This window comes from Rhizobium sp. T1470 (assembly GCF_042140505.1).
Classification (GTDB): Bacteria; Pseudomonadota; Alphaproteobacteria; order Rhizobiales; family Rhizobiaceae; genus Rhizobium; species Rhizobium favelukesii.
Genome location: NZ_CP148092.1, coordinates 1,382,814 through 1,400,760 on the forward strand (window position 1 = coordinate 1,382,814; position 17,947 = coordinate 1,400,760).

15 protein-coding genes and 3 pseudogenes are annotated in these 17,947 nt (G+C 58.7%); 9 read left to right on the top strand and 9 right to left on the bottom strand.

Annotated elements, in window-relative coordinates:
* Positions 1-50 precede the first annotated feature (50 nt).
* Positions 51-917 carry a Hint domain-containing protein gene (locus tag WGT02_RS27840; protein ID WP_208247675.1) on the bottom strand — a complete coding sequence of 289 codons (867 nt, stop codon included), beginning with the start codon at positions 915-917 and terminating at the stop codon, positions 51-53.
* Between the two features lie 184 nt (positions 918-1,101).
* The gene (locus WGT02_RS27845) at positions 1,102-1,332 is read right to left on the bottom strand and encodes a hypothetical protein (protein WP_208247677.1); all 231 of its coding nucleotides are present in this window, start codon (positions 1,330-1,332) and stop codon (positions 1,102-1,104) included.
* A gap of 422 nt (positions 1,333-1,754) precedes the next feature.
* On the opposite strand from WGT02_RS27845, the pseudogene WGT02_RS27850 reads away from it, so the two are divergent.
* Positions 1,755-2,087 (top strand): annotated as a pseudogene (locus WGT02_RS27850) (DUF1515 family protein).
* 364 nt (positions 2,088-2,451) lie between these two features.
* Here the strand turns inward: WGT02_RS27850 and WGT02_RS27855 are convergent.
* Complete coding sequence (locus WGT02_RS27855; RefSeq protein ID WP_208247679.1) at positions 2,452-2,712, bottom strand: hypothetical protein; 261 nt, start codon at positions 2,710-2,712, stop codon at positions 2,452-2,454.
* A gap of 592 nt (positions 2,713-3,304) precedes the next feature.
* Here WGT02_RS27855 and WGT02_RS27860 point away from each other — a divergent pair.
* Positions 3,305-3,621: pseudogene (locus tag WGT02_RS27860) on the top strand (ATP-dependent DNA ligase); the annotation flags it as partial.
* 486 nt (positions 3,622-4,107) lie between these two features.
* Here WGT02_RS27860 and WGT02_RS27865 read toward each other — a convergent pair.
* On the bottom strand, positions 4,108-4,362 hold the full coding sequence (locus tag WGT02_RS27865; protein ID WP_208247681.1) for a BON domain-containing protein: 255 nt from the start codon (positions 4,360-4,362) through the stop codon (positions 4,108-4,110).
* A gap of 248 nt (positions 4,363-4,610) precedes the next feature.
* On the opposite strand from WGT02_RS27865, the gene WGT02_RS27870 reads away from it, so the two are divergent.
* Both WGT02_RS27870 and WGT02_RS27875 read left to right on the top strand, forming a co-directional pair.
* Positions 4,611-5,249: a UdgX family uracil-DNA binding protein gene (locus tag WGT02_RS27870; protein WP_208247683.1), complete on the top strand. Its 639-nt coding sequence runs from the start codon at positions 4,611-4,613 to the stop codon at positions 5,247-5,249.
* Positions 5,250-5,834: 585 nt separating this feature from the next.
* The gene (locus WGT02_RS27875; protein ID WP_208247685.1) at positions 5,835-6,566 is read left to right on the top strand and encodes an MgtC/SapB family protein; all 732 of its coding nucleotides are present in this window, start codon (positions 5,835-5,837) and stop codon (positions 6,564-6,566) included.
* A 192-nt stretch (positions 6,567-6,758) separates the two neighbouring features.
* Here the strand turns inward: WGT02_RS27875 and WGT02_RS27880 are convergent, their stop codons facing one another.
* From WGT02_RS27880 to WGT02_RS27890, 3 genes are read right to left on the bottom strand one after another with little or no spacing between them, the layout of a single operon-like run.
* Positions 6,759-8,330 carry an IS66 family transposase gene (locus WGT02_RS27880; RefSeq protein ID WP_208245164.1) on the bottom strand — a complete coding sequence of 524 codons (1,572 nt, stop codon included), beginning with the start codon at positions 8,328-8,330 and terminating at the stop codon, positions 6,759-6,761.
* A gap of 54 nt (positions 8,331-8,384) precedes the next feature.
* A complete protein-coding gene (gene tnpB, locus WGT02_RS27885; protein WP_208245162.1) occupies positions 8,385-8,738 on the bottom strand; it encodes an IS66 family insertion sequence element accessory protein TnpB in 354 nt (117 codons plus the stop codon).
* Positions 8,719-9,177, bottom strand: coding sequence for a transposase (locus WGT02_RS27890; RefSeq protein WP_208245161.1), 459 nt, complete (start codon positions 9,175-9,177; stop codon positions 8,719-8,721). Before WGT02_RS27890 ends, tnpB begins: the two co-directional genes overlap by 20 nt.
* Positions 9,178-9,287: 110 nt before the next feature.
* Here WGT02_RS27890 and WGT02_RS27895 point away from each other — a divergent pair.
* A pseudogene (locus WGT02_RS27895) lies at positions 9,288-9,525 on the top strand (DUF3175 domain-containing protein).
* Positions 9,526-9,924: 399 nt separating this feature from the next.
* Here the strand turns inward: WGT02_RS27895 and WGT02_RS27900 are convergent.
* Both WGT02_RS27900 and WGT02_RS27905 read right to left on the bottom strand, forming a co-directional pair.
* The gene (locus tag WGT02_RS27900; RefSeq protein ID WP_208247687.1) at positions 9,925-11,079 is read right to left on the bottom strand and encodes an MFS transporter; all 1,155 of its coding nucleotides are present in this window, start codon (positions 11,077-11,079) and stop codon (positions 9,925-9,927) included.
* A gap of 983 nt (positions 11,080-12,062) precedes the next feature.
* Entirely contained in the window at positions 12,063-13,130 is a 1,068-nt protein-coding gene (locus WGT02_RS27905; RefSeq protein ID WP_208247689.1) for a LacI family DNA-binding transcriptional regulator, read from the bottom strand.
* A 245-nt stretch (positions 13,131-13,375) separates the two neighbouring features.
* On the opposite strand from WGT02_RS27905, the gene WGT02_RS27910 reads away from it, so the two are divergent.
* The 4 genes from WGT02_RS27910 to WGT02_RS27925 all read left to right on the top strand — a co-directional run bounded on the left by WGT02_RS27910 (position 13,376) and on the right by WGT02_RS27925 (position 17,945).
* Positions 13,376-14,350 (top strand): autoinducer 2 ABC transporter substrate-binding protein, encoded by a 975-nt coding sequence (locus WGT02_RS27910; protein WP_024317615.1) that lies wholly within the window; start codon positions 13,376-13,378, stop codon positions 14,348-14,350.
* 103 nt (positions 14,351-14,453) lie between these two features.
* Positions 14,454-15,944 carry a sugar ABC transporter ATP-binding protein gene (locus tag WGT02_RS27915; protein WP_208247691.1) on the top strand — a complete coding sequence of 497 codons (1,491 nt, stop codon included), beginning with the start codon at positions 14,454-14,456 and terminating at the stop codon, positions 15,942-15,944.
* Positions 15,937-16,953 carry an ABC transporter permease gene (locus tag WGT02_RS27920; RefSeq protein ID WP_024317617.1) on the top strand — a complete coding sequence of 339 codons (1,017 nt, stop codon included), beginning with the start codon at positions 15,937-15,939 and terminating at the stop codon, positions 16,951-16,953. The genes WGT02_RS27915 and WGT02_RS27920 overlap by 8 nt, the downstream gene beginning before the upstream one ends.
* Entirely contained in the window at positions 16,950-17,945 is a 996-nt protein-coding gene (locus tag WGT02_RS27925) for an ABC transporter permease (protein WP_208247694.1), read from the top strand. Before WGT02_RS27920 ends, WGT02_RS27925 begins: the two co-directional genes overlap by 4 nt.
* Positions 17,946-17,947 lie beyond the last annotated feature (2 nt).

Here is a 17,947-nt window from a genome sequence, read left to right on the forward strand (position 1 = left end):
GGGGTTCGAGGCGGCGCCGTGCGTAATCCTGGCCGCAGGGTGTTTCCGAGTTAACGCAAAAACAACTCCTTGGCTCGGGCATCGATCTTGTCGCAAGCGTCCTCGAATGGATCGAACATCGGCACCAAAGGAGAAGCGCCGAGGAGAAGAAGAGCTTTTAGGTGCTGCCAGCCGCCTTCCTCGCCAAGGACTGTCGCATAGGAGGTCATTTCCACGCGCGCCTCACCGGCATATAGCCGTTCGTATTCCGCGAAGTTTGAGAAATTTTCGCGATTGCTGTCCGAGGGATTGAAGGTCTCCGCCGCAGCGCCCTGCGCAAGGATCACTTCGTGGGTCGCGAGCAGGACGGCGTAATACTCGATCGTCATGTCGTCAGTGGGTGCGATTGGCGCGATCGACGTGCCATTCACGAGATCCTTCACACGGATCAAAACGCCGTTCAGGAATAGTGCATGGCCAGGCGACAGGTAGAGATCCGAATGTGGCGTGCGACTGTCAAGCGCATGGCGCGCCACTCGGATCGGCACTACGCCGTCATACCAATGCGCGCCGCCCTTCTTGAACACTTGGCGACCAACCCATTTGATCGCGCGGGTGTCTCCGCCCGGAAGAGCGACGCGATCGCCAATCCGAAGATCCTCAACATACTTTTCACCGCAATCCGTGAGGATCGACGTACCACGCAGGAAGCACTGCGCACCGCTGCTCCCGCCTCCGCCGGAGTTGCCGTTGCCGCCGGAGTTGCCGGGGCCGCCGCCGTTACGCCATCCCAAATGCAAGCCCGCCGCGCTCGCTGACGAAGCCGCCATGGCAATGGCCGCCACGCTCGCGAAACGAGCACCGGCAGCGGCGGCCACCCCCAGAAAACGCCGGCGCGCGGTATTGCGAGGCAGATTGGGATCATTCAAGTGAGACATCCTGACACTCCTTTTAAAAGGAATCGGGATCCCGAATAACCGCGCGGGATGAGATCCCGAACACAAGACTTACAGCTGTATTCACCGAGACATGATGCGGTTAATTTTAGACTGTCTTCGGGGTTATGCCAGATGGACTTAGGTATTATACTTTAGGTCTATTTGTTTATCTGCTGGAACCGCCCTAACCGGCGCCGCTCGTCTTTTGATGCTTAACAAAAACGGCAATCATCACAATCTGTGGAGAAAACAAATGAACGTACTCGTTACGGCTCAGCACATCCGCGCGACCGCTCTCCAGTCTGTCAATGAAGCCAACATGAAATCCGTCCTGGTGTCGCTCGATCGCTATCGCGAGGACTTCGGCATGGACCGCGTGCACCGCGTGGTGCAGTACCTGGCGCAGCTTATGCATGAAAGCGGCGACTTCCGATACGATCGCGAGATCTGGGGACCGACGCCGGCGCGGGCCTGCTACGACACGCGCGCGGATCTCGGCAACACGCCGGCGCTCGATGGCGACGGAAATATATGGGTCGCACCGGCGTGCAGCTCACCGGCAAAGCCAACGATCAGGCGTTCTACGACTGGTCCGAGGCAAAGGGCTTCAACCCGGCCGACTTCGTCGCCAATCCGGATCTAGCCGATAACGACCCATGGGAAGGGCTGGTGCCGCTCTGGTATTGGGGCAGCCACAACCTCAATCGCTTCGCCGATCAGGGCGACGATCACTACGAAGACCAATGGCGGCATGAACGGCTTCGACGATCGCGTCGAGCATTTAGCGCGCCCGACGCTGGTGCTGGTCCTGAAGCCAACTGCCATCCGCACCAGCAAATGGGTGAAGTTCCGGCAGAAGTGCGCAACCTCCGTGACGCCTCCGCGCGTCAGAAGTGAAGTCGGACGCAAGCCGGGCAACGATGCATCAGCGCATGGATCAACTCGTTGATCGCGTCGGAAAGGTGGAAGGAAATGTAGCTGCCGTTCAGGAAGACATCTCGGAAATGCGTCCAGTCACCGATGACCTGAAGCGTTGGAAGCTGATGGGCAGGGGCGATCGGGGTTATTGGCATCGGGAGCATGGCGCTGGGTGTCACTTTTGCCGACGTCATCTGTCGCATCGTGGGTAGGAGAGGAACAAACTTAGGCACGATCTCGGCAGGCCTGTAAGGCGTGGGCGAGCGTGAACTGGAGGGAAGCCCTTGCGGGTTGGGGATGGGGCAAGGGCTTCCCTTCTTGTCCCACTCGCCAGAGACAGAACAACCATAGATTACGCCGATCTGCCGGAATCGCTAGTCGGACCAAGGTCCTAGCGAAAAAGCGAGGGGAAGGTTCAGCAGCTGGGCGTACGCGCTGGGGATCGCTGTCATGAACCTGGCCCCTCAGCCCATCCTGCCTTGCGGCAGGACACCCTTGAAACTTCAGGCTAGCTTTGAGGAGGTTTACCTGAAGTCGTCCCAAGAATGCCAAGGAAGGGTATCGTTGGCACAAGAGTCATCATTCGCTCATGGCAGTAGGATGGGGAGAGAATTCGTCACGGCAGGTCGAGGGCGGAAGCGCCAAAATAGGACTGCATCTCCTCCTCAAGCTCTATGCAGATTTGCTCGTATTCCTCCAGGAGCATCTTATTGCCGCCCCCAGCACGCAACTTGTCGCGGAGCCTGACTGCGTCGCCATATTCCTCGATTTCTACGGTCCACCGGTGGGCGCTATGGGCATAGGGACGAAGACGTGGGCAGCGCATCAGAAGGGCCGCCAATCCATAGCGAAAGCTGTCGAAACGTAGGTCTTCCATGTTCAAAGCCGTCACGGATGAGGCCCTGCGACCGGGGGGACGCAGAGCCTCGGGCAGTTGCCAGTTGAGGTGATGTCGGAGGGTATCGACATCCTCGGTTAAACGCCACTATCCAGGATTAGTTCCGAGGCCCAAATGGTCGGCCCGCGAGTTGATCATCCTTCCGCGCTTCTGAGCGCGCGCACGTCGGGCTTCTGAGAACTCTCAACTGATTGCCGGGAAGAAGTTCGATGAACCTCTGGTGTGTCAGATTGATCAGTACATCTAGGATCTCGGTTTCGGTGAATCCCTGGGCGATCAATGGCTGTCCGATGTCGTATAGATTGAGGACGGCGTTTACCCTGGGGAGGAGCGCCATCACGGCGGTTCGAGTTTCTTGGTACCGCGTTATTGCAACCGTTTCTCGAGCGGTTGGTCCGTCCATCCTGCCACCGTCAGTTCGAGCCGTCTTTAAAAAAGTACCCCCGCTGTCGCGGTTGCGAGGGCCACAGTCGAGAGTTGGCCTTGAGGGGTTTCATTTCTCAAAGCGGGGGTCAACGCTCGACGCTGGAATTTGTTCCCGCTCCTTATCGAGCAGAGGTCCCTGGCGGCCGCGATCGAGGCTGACGCCAAACGCCTTGGAGTGGCTTCCGTTATCCTTGACGGCGAGGCCGTCGTACTCGACGAGCAGGGCGCCGTCCGGACTTCGGCCGACTTCAGCAATCGCTCGGTGGGAGGGGGCGCAAAACTCAACTCCGGCGCCTTGATCATGTTCGCTTTCGATCTTCTATTCCTCAAATCGCTTCTGAAGGATGAACAGGGTGCTATCCGCCTCTCCGAAGAGATTGAAGGCGACGGCCGCGAATCTTCGCCGCTGCCTGCGAGCACGACTTGGAAGGCATCATCGCCAAATACAAGGATAGCTCTTATGCAGATTCCGAGGCAATTCGCCCCCGCATTCCGAAATGATGCCGCCCCGCAGTTGCGAGAATTAAACCGCCCCCTTGTTTCCTTGAACAGAGCCTGACGGATAATTGCGAACATGGTTCCGGTTGCGGGCAGAGCTTTCGTCTTTGGCGGCGCACGCACCGATCGAGACGATGCAGGCCGCCGCCCTCAAAAAGGGACTCGGTCTATGATGACCCACCGGGTTGGAAGGACGCTCCGCGGCCCGAAGAGGCCGTCCATGACTCCGTTTCTTAGTAGGGGAGCGTCCGGCTTCGCGACCACGGTCGGTGATCGCGGCGACGGTTTCCGCGCATGCGTTCGATCGAGGTCAATCGTGGCGACGTCGATCCGTCATCTGGCGAGAACGATCGCGGTCGCCCCCACCGGTTACGAGACTAATCTTTGCGCTCACGGCACACTCCACCTATGGGCTACTCTGCTCTCAGACCACCATCGAGCGCAACGCGATCAGCGCACGGACATCCAGGAAAAGACATTCGAGCCCGCGCAGCGGCGGGCAACCTGAAGGAACTGATCCGCCACTGCCTGGCTCGGAGCCTGTCCCTCCAAAAAGAAGGCACCGGCGGACTCGACGACCGATAGCTCCACATCTTCTGCAACCCCGCAATAGGCAATTGCTGACCAAATCTCGTCAGCAAGAGAAGCGAAAGGGGCACGTTCTCCAATCAGGGCGGATCCATTAAACTGGGGCATGAACATCATTCCATCTCCTGGTGAGGGAACGCGTCCGCGCCCGTTTCGTTCATCTGCCGTTCATCAAACCTCCTGCGGCCCACGCGATACGTCACCGAGACCAGCGCACATTGAGGCAACGCCCCAGAAATCCTGGAACGAAGCGGCCGGCCCATTGTTTTAACCTTGCCTGCGCCACACAGCGATCACACTGGTCTGCGGTGGTCGCGATTTCGGCACTATCCGCGGACCTTGAGTGTCAACGGAGGAGAACAGGCATGGCAGAACTGCTCGGCCCGACATTGGCGCAACCAGGTGCATCGGGTACGAATCTGGGCGAGATTCATCGGGAAGCAACGACCTGCAGGCGATGCAACCTCTACAAACACGCAACGCAGTTGGTGTTTGGGGAAGGTCCGACCAGTGCCAAAGTTGTCTTCGTTGGCGAGCAGCCGGGAGACAAGGAGGATCTTGCCGGGCAACCGTTCGTTGGCCCCGCGGGAAAGCTGCTGGATCGCTGTCTCGAGGAAGCGGGTATCGAACGCGATGCCTGCTACGTCACCAATGCCGTAAAGCACTTCAAGTTCGAACCTCGCGGCAAACGACGCATCCACGCCAAACCGACCAGGGGAGAGGTTCAGATCTGCGCGTGGTGGCTGGCAGCAGAATTGCGCCTCATACGGCCGAAACTCGTCGTGGCGCTCGGTGCGACGGCGGTCTATTCCTTGCTCGGGCCACAAGCAAAGGTCACTCGCGACCGAGGCTCCGTCCTTCGTTCGCCGGCCGGATTGTCTGTGTTTGTCACGATACATCCCTCGGCGCTACTGCGAATGCTCGACCAGCCGGCCGGTCGGCAAAGCAGAGCGCGCTTCGTCGATGACCTGAAAGCTGTCGCCACGCTTCTTGAGCATGCATAGTCCGCTCCAGCACGCGGTCAAGCCGAAGGAACAAGGTCAGCTTATCAGTCGGCCGTTAAGCTCTCGAAACGGACCGCGTCCGGTCTGCGGGAGCAGCGTTGAGACGGGACGGGCCAACAAGGCGGAGACCGTGGGACCGGCTGCAGGCAAACTGAGGTGTGGCACGATTTCAGCGAAACGAGACGGTCAGGATCAAGATGAAGATTCCGACAGCGGCAATCGCAAGCCACGACCACCAAAACAATGGTGGATGTTGCTCATTCTTCCGCTTCCTTAGTTCCTCATCGTGATGCCAGTCGCTATTCGGATCGAAGGACATGGTGTCTCCTTCCACCGAAACAATGCAACTCAGTTCATTTTCGTTCCCGCTACAGGATTGAGCCCTCGGAGCCACGCAGTCTCCTCGGCCTCAAAGCGCGGTGGACGGAACATTCCGACGATGGCGGGCTTATCTGGCTGGAAACGGACCCAATCAAATGGCCGCTTGCATGACAGCGCTCTTGGCGATGAGTGATTTACCATCGACGCTGGTGCCCGGCCGGTGATCATCGCCTGCATTGAGGCAGCATTTCCGGAGGCATGACAATGGATCCATGGGTTCTTGTGCTGAACAGAATGTCCGAGGAACTCACCTGGCCGGACATTCTCCTGCGCGTGCTGCTGACCATTGTCGCGGCTTCCCTCATCGGCATCAACAGGGAAAAGGGCGGGCATGCCGCTGGCTTCAGAACGACTGTCCTCGTCGGCCTGGCGGCTTGCCTTGCCATGCTGCAGGCGAACGCGTTGCTGGTGGTGGAGGGAAATGACGAACATTCCGGCTTTGCACGTATGGACGTTCTGCGCTTTGCGCTTGGCGTGCTAACCGGCGTGGGTTTCATCGGCGGTGGCGCGGTTCTGCATCGAGGAAACTTCGTCACTGGCGTCACAACCGCTGCAACCATCTGGGCCATGACCACAATCGGCCTTTGCTTTGGCGGCGGACAACTGGGCATCGGTGTTGTCGGTACCGCAGTCGCCTTTTTCTTTCTTTCCCCGATGCAGGTCCTGGATCAGTGGCTTGCAAGGCGGCAGCGGGCCACGGTTGAAATCCTTGGCGATGGAACTCTTGGCGCTGCGGAACTGAGACAGGTGCTCGGCGCCTATAATTGCGAGGTTCGGTTCGTCTCAAGCCGCACTCGTCACGACGCCCAGCAGTTGCTGGTGTTCGACATCAGATGGAAAACCACGACATCCGCCGCCAACACTGAAGTCGTTCATCGTGAACTTCAGCGGCATTTCAAGGTGGAGCATTTTGCGCTTAACGAACATCCCGTGTGACATCCAGCCCGCGGATCTTGAGATGGAACCTTCGCACGTTTCCACGGTTAGCATCGGTGAGCCGCCCGCATTGGAGCAGTCGAAATGCCAAAGGAAAAGAAGAGGAAATGGTCGCAAGAGGGTAAGCGCTCATTTCCATGCGCGTTGACGTGGCCCATTTGACGTGGGTCGCTTTGTGACGGCCCTATCGGATCAGGCAGCGGTAGTTTTGGCGAAGTTGAAGGGCAGCAAATCAGTGATGTCGGAATCTGTTGCGCGCTGCGGCAGTTCGGTAAGCACGTGGCGCAAGTAGGCCAAGGGTTCGATGCCGCAAGCTCGGCAGGTCAGCATTAGGCTGTAGACGACGGCACTGGCCCTCGCTCCGTCCACGGTGTCGCTGAACAGCCAGGATTTTCTGCCAGTGGCAAAAATTCTGATATCGCGCTCGAGTAGGTTGTTGTCGATCGGCATCCTGGCGTCTTCTGTGTAGCGCGTCAGGTAGTCCCACTGATTTAGGGTATAGGACACGGCATCGCCGATCTTGCTGTCGGGCAAGACCTTCGGGGCGATGTCGTTGAGCCATACCTTGAGAGCATTCAGGATGGGGACACTGTGTTGCTGGCGGAAACGGCGAATGCAATCGGCTTGCGTTTCGCCCTTGTCAGGCTTTGCGTTGCGCGCCTGGCTTTCAATCCGGTAGATCTGCTCGAAGAATTTCAGCGCCTGCTCCGGCGGACCGCCGCCTTTCTTTCTTGCCTTGAGGGCATCGACGAAGCGACGCCTGGAATGCGCCATGCATCCCAGATGGGTGGCCCCTGCCAGCGTGCGCCAGGCGGAATAGCCATCGCTCATCAGGATGCCGTGGTAATCGCCGAGGAAGGCCTGCGGATAAATCTGGCCGCGGCCGGGTTGATAATCGAGCAGCACGATCGGCTCGTCGCTGTCCTCTCCACTCCGATACGCCCACATGAATGATGTGCTGGTGGCCTCCCTGTCCTTTTCCTTCAGCACCTGGACCGTCGTCTCGTCGCCATGGATGATGGCTTGAGACCTGAGCCGCGATTTCAGCGCGTCATAGATGCGGGAGAGATGCCTCTCGCTCGAGCCGATCACCCAATGGCCCAGAGCACCGCGGCTGACGGGAACGCCGGCGCGCTCGAAGGCCTGGGCCAGGCGGTAGAGCGGCGTGCCATCGACATATTTGTGAACAAGAGCAAATGCCAGCGTCGAGGCCGTGGCGATGCTGCCCGGCAAGGGCTGCGCGGGCATTGGCGCAAGGACAACAGGCGTGTTGATCCCGGTGCGATCGCAATGGCGGCAGGCATACTTGAGCCGCACATTCTGCAGGACCTTGGCCTTCACCTCGATGTGGAGCTGCTCGGTGACGGCCTCGCCCATGCGATGCATCTGGTGACGGCAGCAAGGACAGGCCTTCTGGTCGTCGGCAAGGTCATATTCGACGCGCTCGCGCGGCAGATGTTCCGGCAGGGGCTTGCGGCCACGTTTCTTGCCCTCTGGCTTCTCGATCGCCGCAAAGCCCGTGTCCGGCAGGTCGACGACCTCCCCATTGTCTCCGCCGGCGTCGTCTTCATCGGCAACCTGCTCGGCTTCATCGAAGAGGCGGTCCACGTGCTTTTCGCTTTTCGGCGCAAAACGATGAAGCCGCGCCAACACCAGTTCTTCCTCGAGCTTGACCACGCGTTCCGTGAGCTGACGGTTCTCCGCCTGCAGCGCCGCAATGCGCGCCATCAACTCCTCAACAGTGGGTTCGCCGGGTCGGATCATCAGATTCTTGAATCTGAACCGTTTCGCCCCGTCAACCGCAGACGTCGAGAACTGTCAGCCGGCGATCTGGTATTGCCGAACCGGATGGCGGACCATCGCGTCGATATCAATGCCGTCGAGAATCCAGTGTAATTGCTCGGTCGTCAGCGTTACCACCATCATCTCCCGACGTGGCCATCGGAACCGGTCTTCCGACAATCGCTTCAGCACCATCACAAAACCGGACCGATCGAAGAACAGGAGCTTCATCCGGTCACGGCGGCGATTGCAAAAGGCAAAGACCGCAGGCGCAAACGGATCGAGCTCCATCACCTCCTGCACCAGGACCGCAAGGCTGTTGATACCGGCCCGGAAGTCGATCGGCTCGCGGTGCAGGTAAACCTTGATATCAGCGCCCAGTCTGAACATGACCCAGAGCTCCGATGATCGCCGTCAACGCATCCACATCACCGCATTCCAGCGAAAGCTTCACGCCGTTCGGCAGCAACGCGCTGATTTTGGAAAAACCTGACAGATGGGCCGTCTTCTCCAGTGATGCCGGTTGTTCTTCACCATACGCGACCGGTATATCCAGCGAGCGCATCCCGACAGGCAGGCTGCCGTCTGCTGCGACGACCGGGATAAACGGCGAGCTTGCAGATACCGCCGACAAGCCAGCCTCCCTGGCCTCCTTGACCCACTTGCGTAGAAGGTTGGCATTGACCCCATGGCCAAGCGCAAGGCCTGATATAGAAACACCAGGCTGGAGGCAAGCCGTAACAAGCCGCGCCTTTGATCCTGGATCATAGCGCCGCCGACCATCACGCCCCACCAACCGCACACGCAGCTTCTGCTCTTCGTCATTCATATTTGGTGTCCACCTATTTCAAGTGGACACTTCATGCGGCAGAGAACTCAACGCGAAAAGGCGCATGGAAATGAGCGCTTACGCAAGAGGTGACTGATAAAAGCGACGCGATGGATCTTGAGGAGGGTGTGTTCAAGCAGCCGAGTGCCAAGAAGATCGCCAACTCGTTGAAACAGTCGGCCGAACGAAGCCGGCGTCGAAAAGCAAGTCCCTTCCAATCGGCCATGTCCATGCTGAGCTTCTATATCAACCGCGCAGGACAGCAACTCTCCAAGGTGCAACGAGCGAAGCTGGATAGAGCCAAGGACGAACTTCGCAAAGATTGTCGGGCGGAAGCCCAGGGGGTGAGAAACGCACCGCAATGGGATGGCGTTGAACGCGCGACGATAGACCGCTGGGAAAAATCATCCTTAGGCCAGGTAGATCTTTCCTCTCTCGGGAAGCAGCGCGAAGTCCGCCGCCATGCTCAACTCCTGGGGCCGTTCCAGAGTGTCGCTACAACGGAAGATGGCGGCGTGACGCCTCACAGCGCTCGACTTGTCACCCGGTCAGTCGTTTAGCGAGGCGGTCGGGGCTCTTACAACGGTGAATCTAGCTGGCCGCGGGGTGCCTAGCTGGGTTGTCATACATTGGGGTGATGAAAGCCAGGCGGATGCTCGTTAGGTCCGCCGCACGCCGATAGATGGGAAGTTGGTCAACAGTGAACATCTTTTTATCGGCTTCCGTATGTGTGGCCAAGAACACCCTTCAAGCCGCAAAAAACCTGAGGCGTGGAGCAAGAGCGTTGCAACAAAAGAGCGCCGTGACGATGACAGGGATGCATATCAAATACGATACGCGAATACCGACGTGCTCTGCGACGACACCAAGCATGGGTGGAGCGAGGAAAAACACAACGAACGACATCTGTCCAAGCGCCGCCACGTTCACGTGCGCCGCCCTGTCGGTGCGCTGGGCTGCTGCAGAGACCGCAAGGGGGTAGACCGCACTGCATCCGCCCCCCATGAGCGCAAATCCGAAGAGTGCGACAAGAGGATGTGGCGCCATCCAAACCGAAAATAGCCCCGCCGCTGAAAGAACGAGAAGGACAAGAGCCACCGTGCGCGATCCAAAGCGGTCAACGAAAGGATCGGCGAATAGTCGGGTCAACGCCATAAAGAATGTGAACATTGTTAGCCCCAACCCGCCGACGAACGGCTCTGCGTGGAAGACGTCACGCATGTAGATGGCAGACCAATCAATGCCCGCGCCTTCGACGAGGAACGCGGCGATACCGATCACGCAGAGCGGTAGTAAACCGAGTGTGGGCAACGCAATATGCCCTGCCTCTATGGGTTCACGAGTGACCCGGGCTGGTGCGTTCTTCATGCCCGCGATTGCAATGGTTCCGATGATCAGGACAAGGGTGAACGTGAGCGCGAGGTGTACCTGCATAGATACACCGGCTTGGCGAACGGCCGAAGAGACGAGCGCGGTCACGAAGAAACCTAGGCTCCAGAACCCATGGGCCCGGTTCATCACACCCCTGCCAAGTTGGGCCTCGATGCGGTCGATTTCAACATTGAGATTGATCTCCAGCGCCCCCGCCAGCAGCCCTTCGCATATCAGAAGGCCAAACACCAAGGGTGCTGCGTTCATCCAGGGGACGAGCGCCAGCAGTGCGGACGTTCCGAGTACAGTGATGAAAGCAGTGGTGCGTGCTCCGAGACGTGCCACGAGCGGCGATGACAAAGTAAGAGAGATCAATGCGCCGATTGCTGCTCCGATCAGAGTCAGGCCAAGTTCGGATTTGTTAACCAGAAGAGCGTCCTGCAAATCGGGAAGGCGCGAAAGCATGGCTCCCATGGAAACCGCGAAGAGAAAAAAGCAGACGTATATTCGCTGTTGCGGTTCGATGTGCATTTCGGACTCCGGGGACGCGTCGGTTTAGTTAGATGGCAGGTCTCTAGAACAATAACCCGAGGGTCGGCAATGCGCTGGAGACAAAGCTCGAAGATGTTGGCACCGGTCGTTCGAGCTTCGCCGCTGGGCGGTTACACCGCAGGGTGCCTTCGAGCAGGCTAGAAAAATGGGCCGTCGGAAGCCGAGGCCCATAGGTATGAAGGTTTTCACCTCCAGAGGGAACAGCTGCTGCGCGGAGCTGGGAGGCCATCCGCGGGTTGCACCAGCTGTACACGATATACGCGAGTCTGCGCCGCCTGACAACAGGTAACACGTTGGCGCGTACCTGTTTCAGCGACCAGATTCTCCGGCGAACTGGGTGTCGAGCGAACGCGCCGAAACTCGCGACATTGAGCCGAAACGTGACTCGTTCGATAATCCGAAGGGTAAAGAGCGCTCGGAAAAGGAATGGGATACGATGAAGCTGGAAGTCGGCGGCCGGATATTGGGGAAGCGTTCGCGATCGTGCGAGATTTCTGCCATTCCTTGCCGTGGACTTGATAGTGCAGCCTGATCACGGATTTACTGCGATTGTGGATGGTCGTGTTGATTCGGGCGCCGCCGCCCGGCGCAGTGGGGGCAGCCAGTGATGGGTAGCCCGTTGGAGAGGTGCAGTTCCCTGAACGAGGGAATCTGCGGGCGACCCGTATGAAGAACTTTCATACATGATATGGCGGTCAACATGAAACGCTGGGCGGGGCTCGGGTTGATTACGCAGGTTTGCTTTAGTTGTCCGGGCGAAACACTGGCGTTGATCGCCCGATTCATGGCGCATTCCCGGTAAGGCAGAGGCCAGCCTACGGCTTCGATATCGGACGTCTCCCGCAAGATTTTCGGGCGTGTCGCCATGTTGAGATCGCATATCCTGGGCTATAGGCTAGCGGAACCATTGCGGGCACTGCCAGTACGCCAACGGGTTCGTGGTCCCGGTGTCCCCGCAGCATCTAACCTGCAGGGCCATCTTTCAAAGCGTCCAATGGCCCTTCCAGCGCGGTGCGTGGTGGCACCAACTGCGGCTCGATCATCACGATCTGGGGCTTGGCGTTCTCGTCTTCCAGCAGTTCGAAGCCCCGCTCGAGCATCTCCGAAATGTTCGGCCTGATCATGTACACGGGAAACGGCAGAAACGATCCGAAAGGATCGTAGTCGAAACACCCCACGACAATATCTCCAAACGTCTCACCATCGTGACGCGCCATGAAGCGCAACAGACCCTCAAAATTGATGGACGAATTGATGAAGAAGCAGCGCGGCAGCCTGCTGTGGCGGTCGAAGAAACGCTCGAAAGCAAGCTCGGTCATTCCAGGCGAATAGCCGGTGATTTCAACATCGCCAGTGGTGGCCGCCACACCAAAGATTGATTGCTTGACCGCATGAAAGCCCGCAATGCGCTCGCGGCTTGCGTGATCGTCGCGGCCGCCAAACAGGTAGACATCCTCGGGGCCAAGCGGCCCTATACGTTCTGCGTGGCGTATGATCGCAGACGTCAGCGCTTCTGCGCCTTGTCGGTTATCCGCGATGACGGAAGGCGCGTACTTGCCGGGCAGGTCGATGTTCACGTGTGGCAAACCTGCTCGCACGCAGACCTGGTGCACGCCGTCGGGATCGGTCGCGCCTGCGACGAAGAGTGAGTCAATGGAGTAGGCGATCAACGACTCGACCGTTCGCCGTTCCTCCTCCGGATCGCGTCGTCCTGACACGACCATTGGGACGAGCCCGCGCTTTCGTGCTTGCGCCTCGAAAGTCTGAGCCATCGAAGAAAAGAATCGGTTGTCGTAGACCGGCAAGAGCAGACCCGTTAGTCCAGAGCGCGAGCTTCTCAACGCACGTGCCTGCAGATTTGCCGTGTAGCGATGCGTTTTTGCCAACGACATGATTTTCTCGGCTGTTTCCTCTGAAATCCGCCGCTTGCGCCAGGTGCCGTTCAAGACCGCGCTAACCGTTGAGGCGGACGCGCCGGACACCACCGACAGATCATAAATCGTTGCTTTCTTCTGCTCTATTTCCGACATCCGCAAATCTCCTCAACGGTCGCCCTGTCTAGGATACTGGGGCTCTTGACGAAAGTCCTTTTGGTGTTATGGTTATTGCACCATCGATTGTGCACGAAAGCAAGAAGGATTGTGCAAAGGTGGTCGCTTAGAGGAAGCGGTAAGGGAGGGGTTCCGAAAATCGGAGCCAAAAAACGCTCAGCACACGAGCATGGGGCTCGCGTGGCGATTCTCTCTTGCCGGCTGTGTTTGGAGGAGAGAAATCCATGAAGAGAATGCTCGCAGTCACGCTCGGCCTCTCGCTGACGCTTCTTGCATCCGTTGCCTTCGCAGGGCCTAAGATCGGCGTGGTCGTGAAGATTGGCGGTATCCCGTGGTTCAACGCCATGGAAGCTGGCATTAAGGAGCAGAGCACTAAGCTCGGCGTGGAAGGCTTCATGGTCGGTCCGACCAGCGCCGATCCGGCTCTCCAGGTTCGTGCTATCGAAGACCTGATCGCACAGAAGGTCGATTACATCGGTGTCGTTCCGAACGACGCCAAGGTCCTGGAGCCAGTCCTCAAGAAGGCCCAGGAAGCCGGCATCAAGGTCATCACTCATGAATCGCCTAAGCAGGTCGGTGCTGATTGGGACTTCGAGCTTGCCTCTGCCAAGGGTTTCGGTGAAGCACATGCTAAGCTTCTCGCCGAGAAGATGGGCGGCAAAGGCGCGTATGCAGTGTTTGTCGGCTCTCTCACTGTCCCGCTGCATAATGCCTGGGCAGACGCAGCTATCGCCTACATCAAGGCGAACTATCCTGATATGAAGCTGGTCGGCGATCGCTATGGCGTTGCCGAAGACGTCGACAAGAGTCGCTCAACTGCACTCGACCTCATGGCAGCCAATGCAGACCTAACGGGCTTCCTGGCATTCGGCTCGCAGGGTCCGATTGGTGCGGGCCGTGCGGTGGAAGAGCGTCGCAAGGACGGAAAGGTCTTCGTGATCGGGCCATTCTCGCCAGGGCAGGGCGCGAAACTCATCAAGTCGGGCGCGATCACCGGTGGGTTCATGTGGAATCCCAAGCAGGCGGGTGAGGTCTTTGTAACCCTCGCAGATCGAATCTCCAAGGGCGAGAGCGTCAAGGCTGGCGATGAAATCGAGGGCCTCGGTAAGATCAATCCTGAGGGCAACACGATCATCGTCGACCAGCTCCTAGCGATCAACAAGGAAAGCATCGACAAGCTTGTCGGCATGGGCCTCTGACCCCCAAGCCCGGGGTCGCGCGGAGTTCGCTCTACGCGGCCCCGTAGAGACTTAGCAGCCTGCGCCGTCCGCCAACTCAGGCGGCTGATCAGGGAGATACGCTATGAGCGCCGGACCGCTCCTTTCACTCAAGAATATCAAAGTTACGTTTGGCGGCGTGCGGGCCCTGAAAGGGGTGTCGTTCGAAGTCAATCCTGGCGAGGTGCATTGCCTTGCAGGAGAAAACGGCTGCGGCAAGAGCACGCTGATCAAGGTCATCACTGGCGTCTATAAGCCGCAGGATGGCGCGGAGTTCTTCTTCGACGGTCAGCCCATCGCGGCGATGACGCCCACCCTCGCGCAATCACTGGGCATTCAGGTCATCTGGCAGGACCTCGCGCTCTTCTCAGAGATGACAGTCGCCGAAAACATCGGCTTTCAATACGCGGTCAATGGCAAGTACGGCCTCGTCGACAAGCGCGCGATTGACGACGCGGCCGAAAAGGCGCTGGCCCGCCTCGGCGTCAGTATCGATCTTCACCGGCCGTTGAAGGAGTTGCCGATCGCGCAACGTCAGATCGTCGCCATTGCACGTGCGCTGGTCGGTGAAGCCCGTCTTGTCTTCATGGATGAACCGACTGCGTCGCTGACGCAATCCGAGACCGACTACCTCATCGATATCGTCCGCAACCTGTCAGCATCCGGTGTCGCTGTCGTGTTCGTCTCACATCGCCTTGCGGAAGTGCTGCAGATCTCCGACCGGATAACTGTGCTTCGAGATGGCGCGCTGGTCGGCGTGTTTCCGGTGGAAGGCATGACACAGTCACGTGTGACTGAACTGATGACTGGCCGCAACTTTGACAACGCTATCGTCGCCACCGACCATGATCACGAACGTGTCGTGCTATCGGTGCGGGGCCTCACCCGGGCCAAAGAGTTCCGGGACATCTCATTCGATCTGCGTCGCGGCGAGACATTGGGGATCACCGGACTACTTGGAGCCGGGCGCACAGAGTTAGCGCTGACACTCTTCGGTATGCACCGTCCGCAAGCGGGCGAGATCACGATCGAAGGGGAGCGCGTTAGGTTCGGTTCCAACCGAGATGCCATTCGTGCAGGTGTCGCTTATCTGTCGGAAGATCGCCTCTCTCTCGGTCTCAACCTACCTCAGTCCATCGCTGACAACCTGGTCATGGCTTCGCTCGACAGGCTGCTGTCCGGCGGGATGATCTCGCCCAGGAAGAAGGCAAATGTCGTTCATCACTGGATTTCCACGCTCGGCGTCAAGATTGGCAGATCGGTCGACGCCATTCGGACCCTTTCTGGCGGCAACCAGCAGCGCGTTGCGATCGCCAAATGGCTGGCCATTGGCCCCAAGATCCTCATCCTCGATGCTCCGACCGTTGGCGTCGATGTCGGTGCGCGAGCCGGCATCTTCGAGATCGTACGCAAGCTTGCGGCCCAGGGTATGGCGATCATCCTGATCTCCGACGAACCGCCGGAGGTCTACTTCAACGCCGACCGCATCATTCACATGGTGGAAGGCAAAATCCACGCGACCTACGACCCGCGACGCTTGTCGCTCACCGAACTGGAGTCTGCCGTCTATGCGTAGGCTGATCCTTGGACATACAACGGAATTCACGCTTCTGGCGGTCATGATCGTGCTTTGCATCGGACTGTCTTTTGGGACTGATCGGTTTCTTACGATCTCGAACGCGTTTGATGTGCTGAACGTCTCGGCCGTCAACATCATCTTTGCCGTAGGGCTTCTCGTCGTCCTGATTTCAGGCGGGATCGATATCTCCTTTGCCGTCGCAGCCTCGGTCGCGCAATACGTCACCGCTCTCGCGCTTGGCGCGTTGGGTGGCGGCGACTGGGCAGAAGGCTTCATCATTGCGGGAGCCGTCGGGATCGGTTTGGGCCTGATCAACGCGGCTCTGGTCTACCGCCTGCACATTATTTCGATTGTCGCGACGATCTCGACTTTCAACATCTTCTTCGGGCTCCTGATGTTCTTCACCAAGGGCGTCTCCATCTACGACCTGCCCGAATGGCTCACGACACGCGTGGTGTTCTTTGAACGTGAGATGGCCGACGGCTCCTGGATCGAGCTTACTCTGCCGGTCGTCGTCATGATCCTTTGCTGCCTCGCGACCTGGTTCATGATTTCCCGCACGACAATCGGCCGCCAGCTCTACGCGTTTGGCGACAACCCGGAGGGAGCACGCCGCTTCGGCATCAACATTGGAGCCATGCATTACATCTCGTTCGGCTGGATGGGGCTTATGGCCGGTATCGCCGGATTGATGCAGGCACACTATGCCGAAGAAGTCGTCCCGAATGCTCTTTACGGACGCGAATTGGACGTTCTGGCAGCAACGGTTCTCGGTGGCGCGCGCCTCGGTGGGGGCAAGGGTTCCGTTATCGGATGCGTCCTCGGCGTCCTGATGGTTTCGATCACCCAGAACGGGTTGAACCTCATGGGCGTCTCGCCCTTCGCATTCAAGATGATCGTCGGCGCGATCATTCTCGTCGCCATCACGCTCTCTTCCGCGCGCATCGACAAGCTTCTGCCGTTCCTCGCGAAGGGCAACGCCAGAAGAGGGAGCACACACTCATGAAAGCCATTGCTCAAAAGTTCAACGCCACCTTTGGCGCCGACATGACGGGTCCGGCCATCGCCTTCCTGGCCGTGATGGTCATCTTCGGTCTCGCAGCAAACAACTTCATCTCTTCAGCGACGTTCGGCTCGGTTGCCTTCCAGCTTCCGGAGCTGGGATTGCTCACTCTCGCGATGCTGCTTCCGCTTCTGACCGGTGGCATCAATCTCTCTGTTACCTTCACAGCAAACCTGTCCGGCCTGGCGGCAGCCTGGGTGATGCAAATCTACGGTGGTGTCGACGCGTCCCCGTCAGCCTTTCTGCTCGGTGTCCTGGCGGCTCTTGCCACCGGAGGCGCCGCGGGGCTGATGACGGGTGCTGCGATCGCCTACACGCGCGCCCATCCGATCCTCGTGACGTTGTCCATGATGATCTTCCTGCGTGGCCTTGGTGAATTTCTCACACGTGGCGGCGACGTATCCGGCTTTCCGAGCTTCATCGCGCCGATCGGACACGGACAGCTATTCGGTTTCCCGATCCCGCTGCTGATCTTCGTCATCTGCGTCGGTCTGTGGCAGCTCCTGCTGACACGCTTCAAGCTTGGCTTTGGCCTCCTGATGATCGGCTCCAATATCGAAGCAGCCCAGTACTCCGGCATGAATACCCGCCGCATTCTGGTCCTCGTCTATACGTTGTCTGGCCTGATGTGCGCAGTCGCCGGCGTGATCATGCTCGCACGCTTCAATTCGGTGCGCGTCGGACACGGAGAATCTTACCTCCTAATTACCGTACTCGCAGCATTCCTAGGCGGCATCGATCCCTTTGGTGGCTTCGGGCGAGTTCTGCCGGTCTTCGTCGCACTCATCGTGCTTCAGCTTCTGTCCTCCGGTCTCAACTTGATGGGCGCAAATCAACACCTCGCAACGGCGCTTTGGGGCGTGCTGATGATCGTCGTCATGGCGGCGAGAACCATCGTTTCAGCTTACCTCGCTTCACGCAGAAAGAAGGGATGAAG

Excerpts from the sequence above, each read along its gene's own strand:
- WGT02_RS27840 (WP_208247675.1), bottom strand. The coding sequence starts at position 917 with ATGTCTCACTTGAATGATCCCAATCTGCCTCGCAATACCGCGCGCCGG.
- WGT02_RS27845 (WP_208247677.1), bottom strand. The coding sequence starts at position 1,332 with ATGCATAAGCTGCGCCAGGTACTGCACCACGCGGTGCACGCGGTCCAT.
- WGT02_RS27855 (WP_208247679.1), bottom strand. The coding sequence starts at position 2,712 with ATGGAAGACCTACGTTTCGACAGCTTTCGCTATGGATTGGCGGCCCTT.
- WGT02_RS27865 (WP_208247681.1), bottom strand. The coding sequence starts at position 4,362 with ATGATGTTCATGCCCCAGTTTAATGGATCCGCCCTGATTGGAGAACGT.
- WGT02_RS27870 (WP_208247683.1), top strand. The coding sequence starts at position 4,611 with ATGGCAGAACTGCTCGGCCCGACATTGGCGCAACCAGGTGCATCGGGT.
- WGT02_RS27875 (WP_208247685.1), top strand. The coding sequence starts at position 5,835 with ATGGATCCATGGGTTCTTGTGCTGAACAGAATGTCCGAGGAACTCACC.
- WGT02_RS27880 (WP_208245164.1), bottom strand. The coding sequence starts at position 8,330 with ATGATCCGACCCGGCGAACCCACTGTTGAGGAGTTGATGGCGCGCATT.
- tnpB (WP_208245162.1), bottom strand. The coding sequence starts at position 8,738 with ATGTTCAGACTGGGCGCTGATATCAAGGTTTACCTGCACCGCGAGCCG.
- WGT02_RS27890 (WP_208245161.1), bottom strand. The coding sequence starts at position 9,177 with ATGAATGACGAAGAGCAGAAGCTGCGTGTGCGGTTGGTGGGGCGTGAT.
- WGT02_RS27900 (WP_208247687.1), bottom strand. The coding sequence starts at position 11,079 with ATGCACATCGAACCGCAACAGCGAATATACGTCTGCTTTTTTCTCTTC.
- WGT02_RS27905 (WP_208247689.1), bottom strand. The coding sequence starts at position 13,130 with ATGTCGGAAATAGAGCAGAAGAAAGCAACGATTTATGATCTGTCGGTG.
- WGT02_RS27910 (WP_024317615.1), top strand. The coding sequence starts at position 13,376 with ATGAAGAGAATGCTCGCAGTCACGCTCGGCCTCTCGCTGACGCTTCTT.
- WGT02_RS27915 (WP_208247691.1), top strand. The coding sequence starts at position 14,454 with ATGAGCGCCGGACCGCTCCTTTCACTCAAGAATATCAAAGTTACGTTT.
- WGT02_RS27920 (WP_024317617.1), top strand. The coding sequence starts at position 15,937 with ATGCGTAGGCTGATCCTTGGACATACAACGGAATTCACGCTTCTGGCG.
- WGT02_RS27925 (WP_208247694.1), top strand. The coding sequence starts at position 16,950 with ATGAAAGCCATTGCTCAAAAGTTCAACGCCACCTTTGGCGCCGACATG.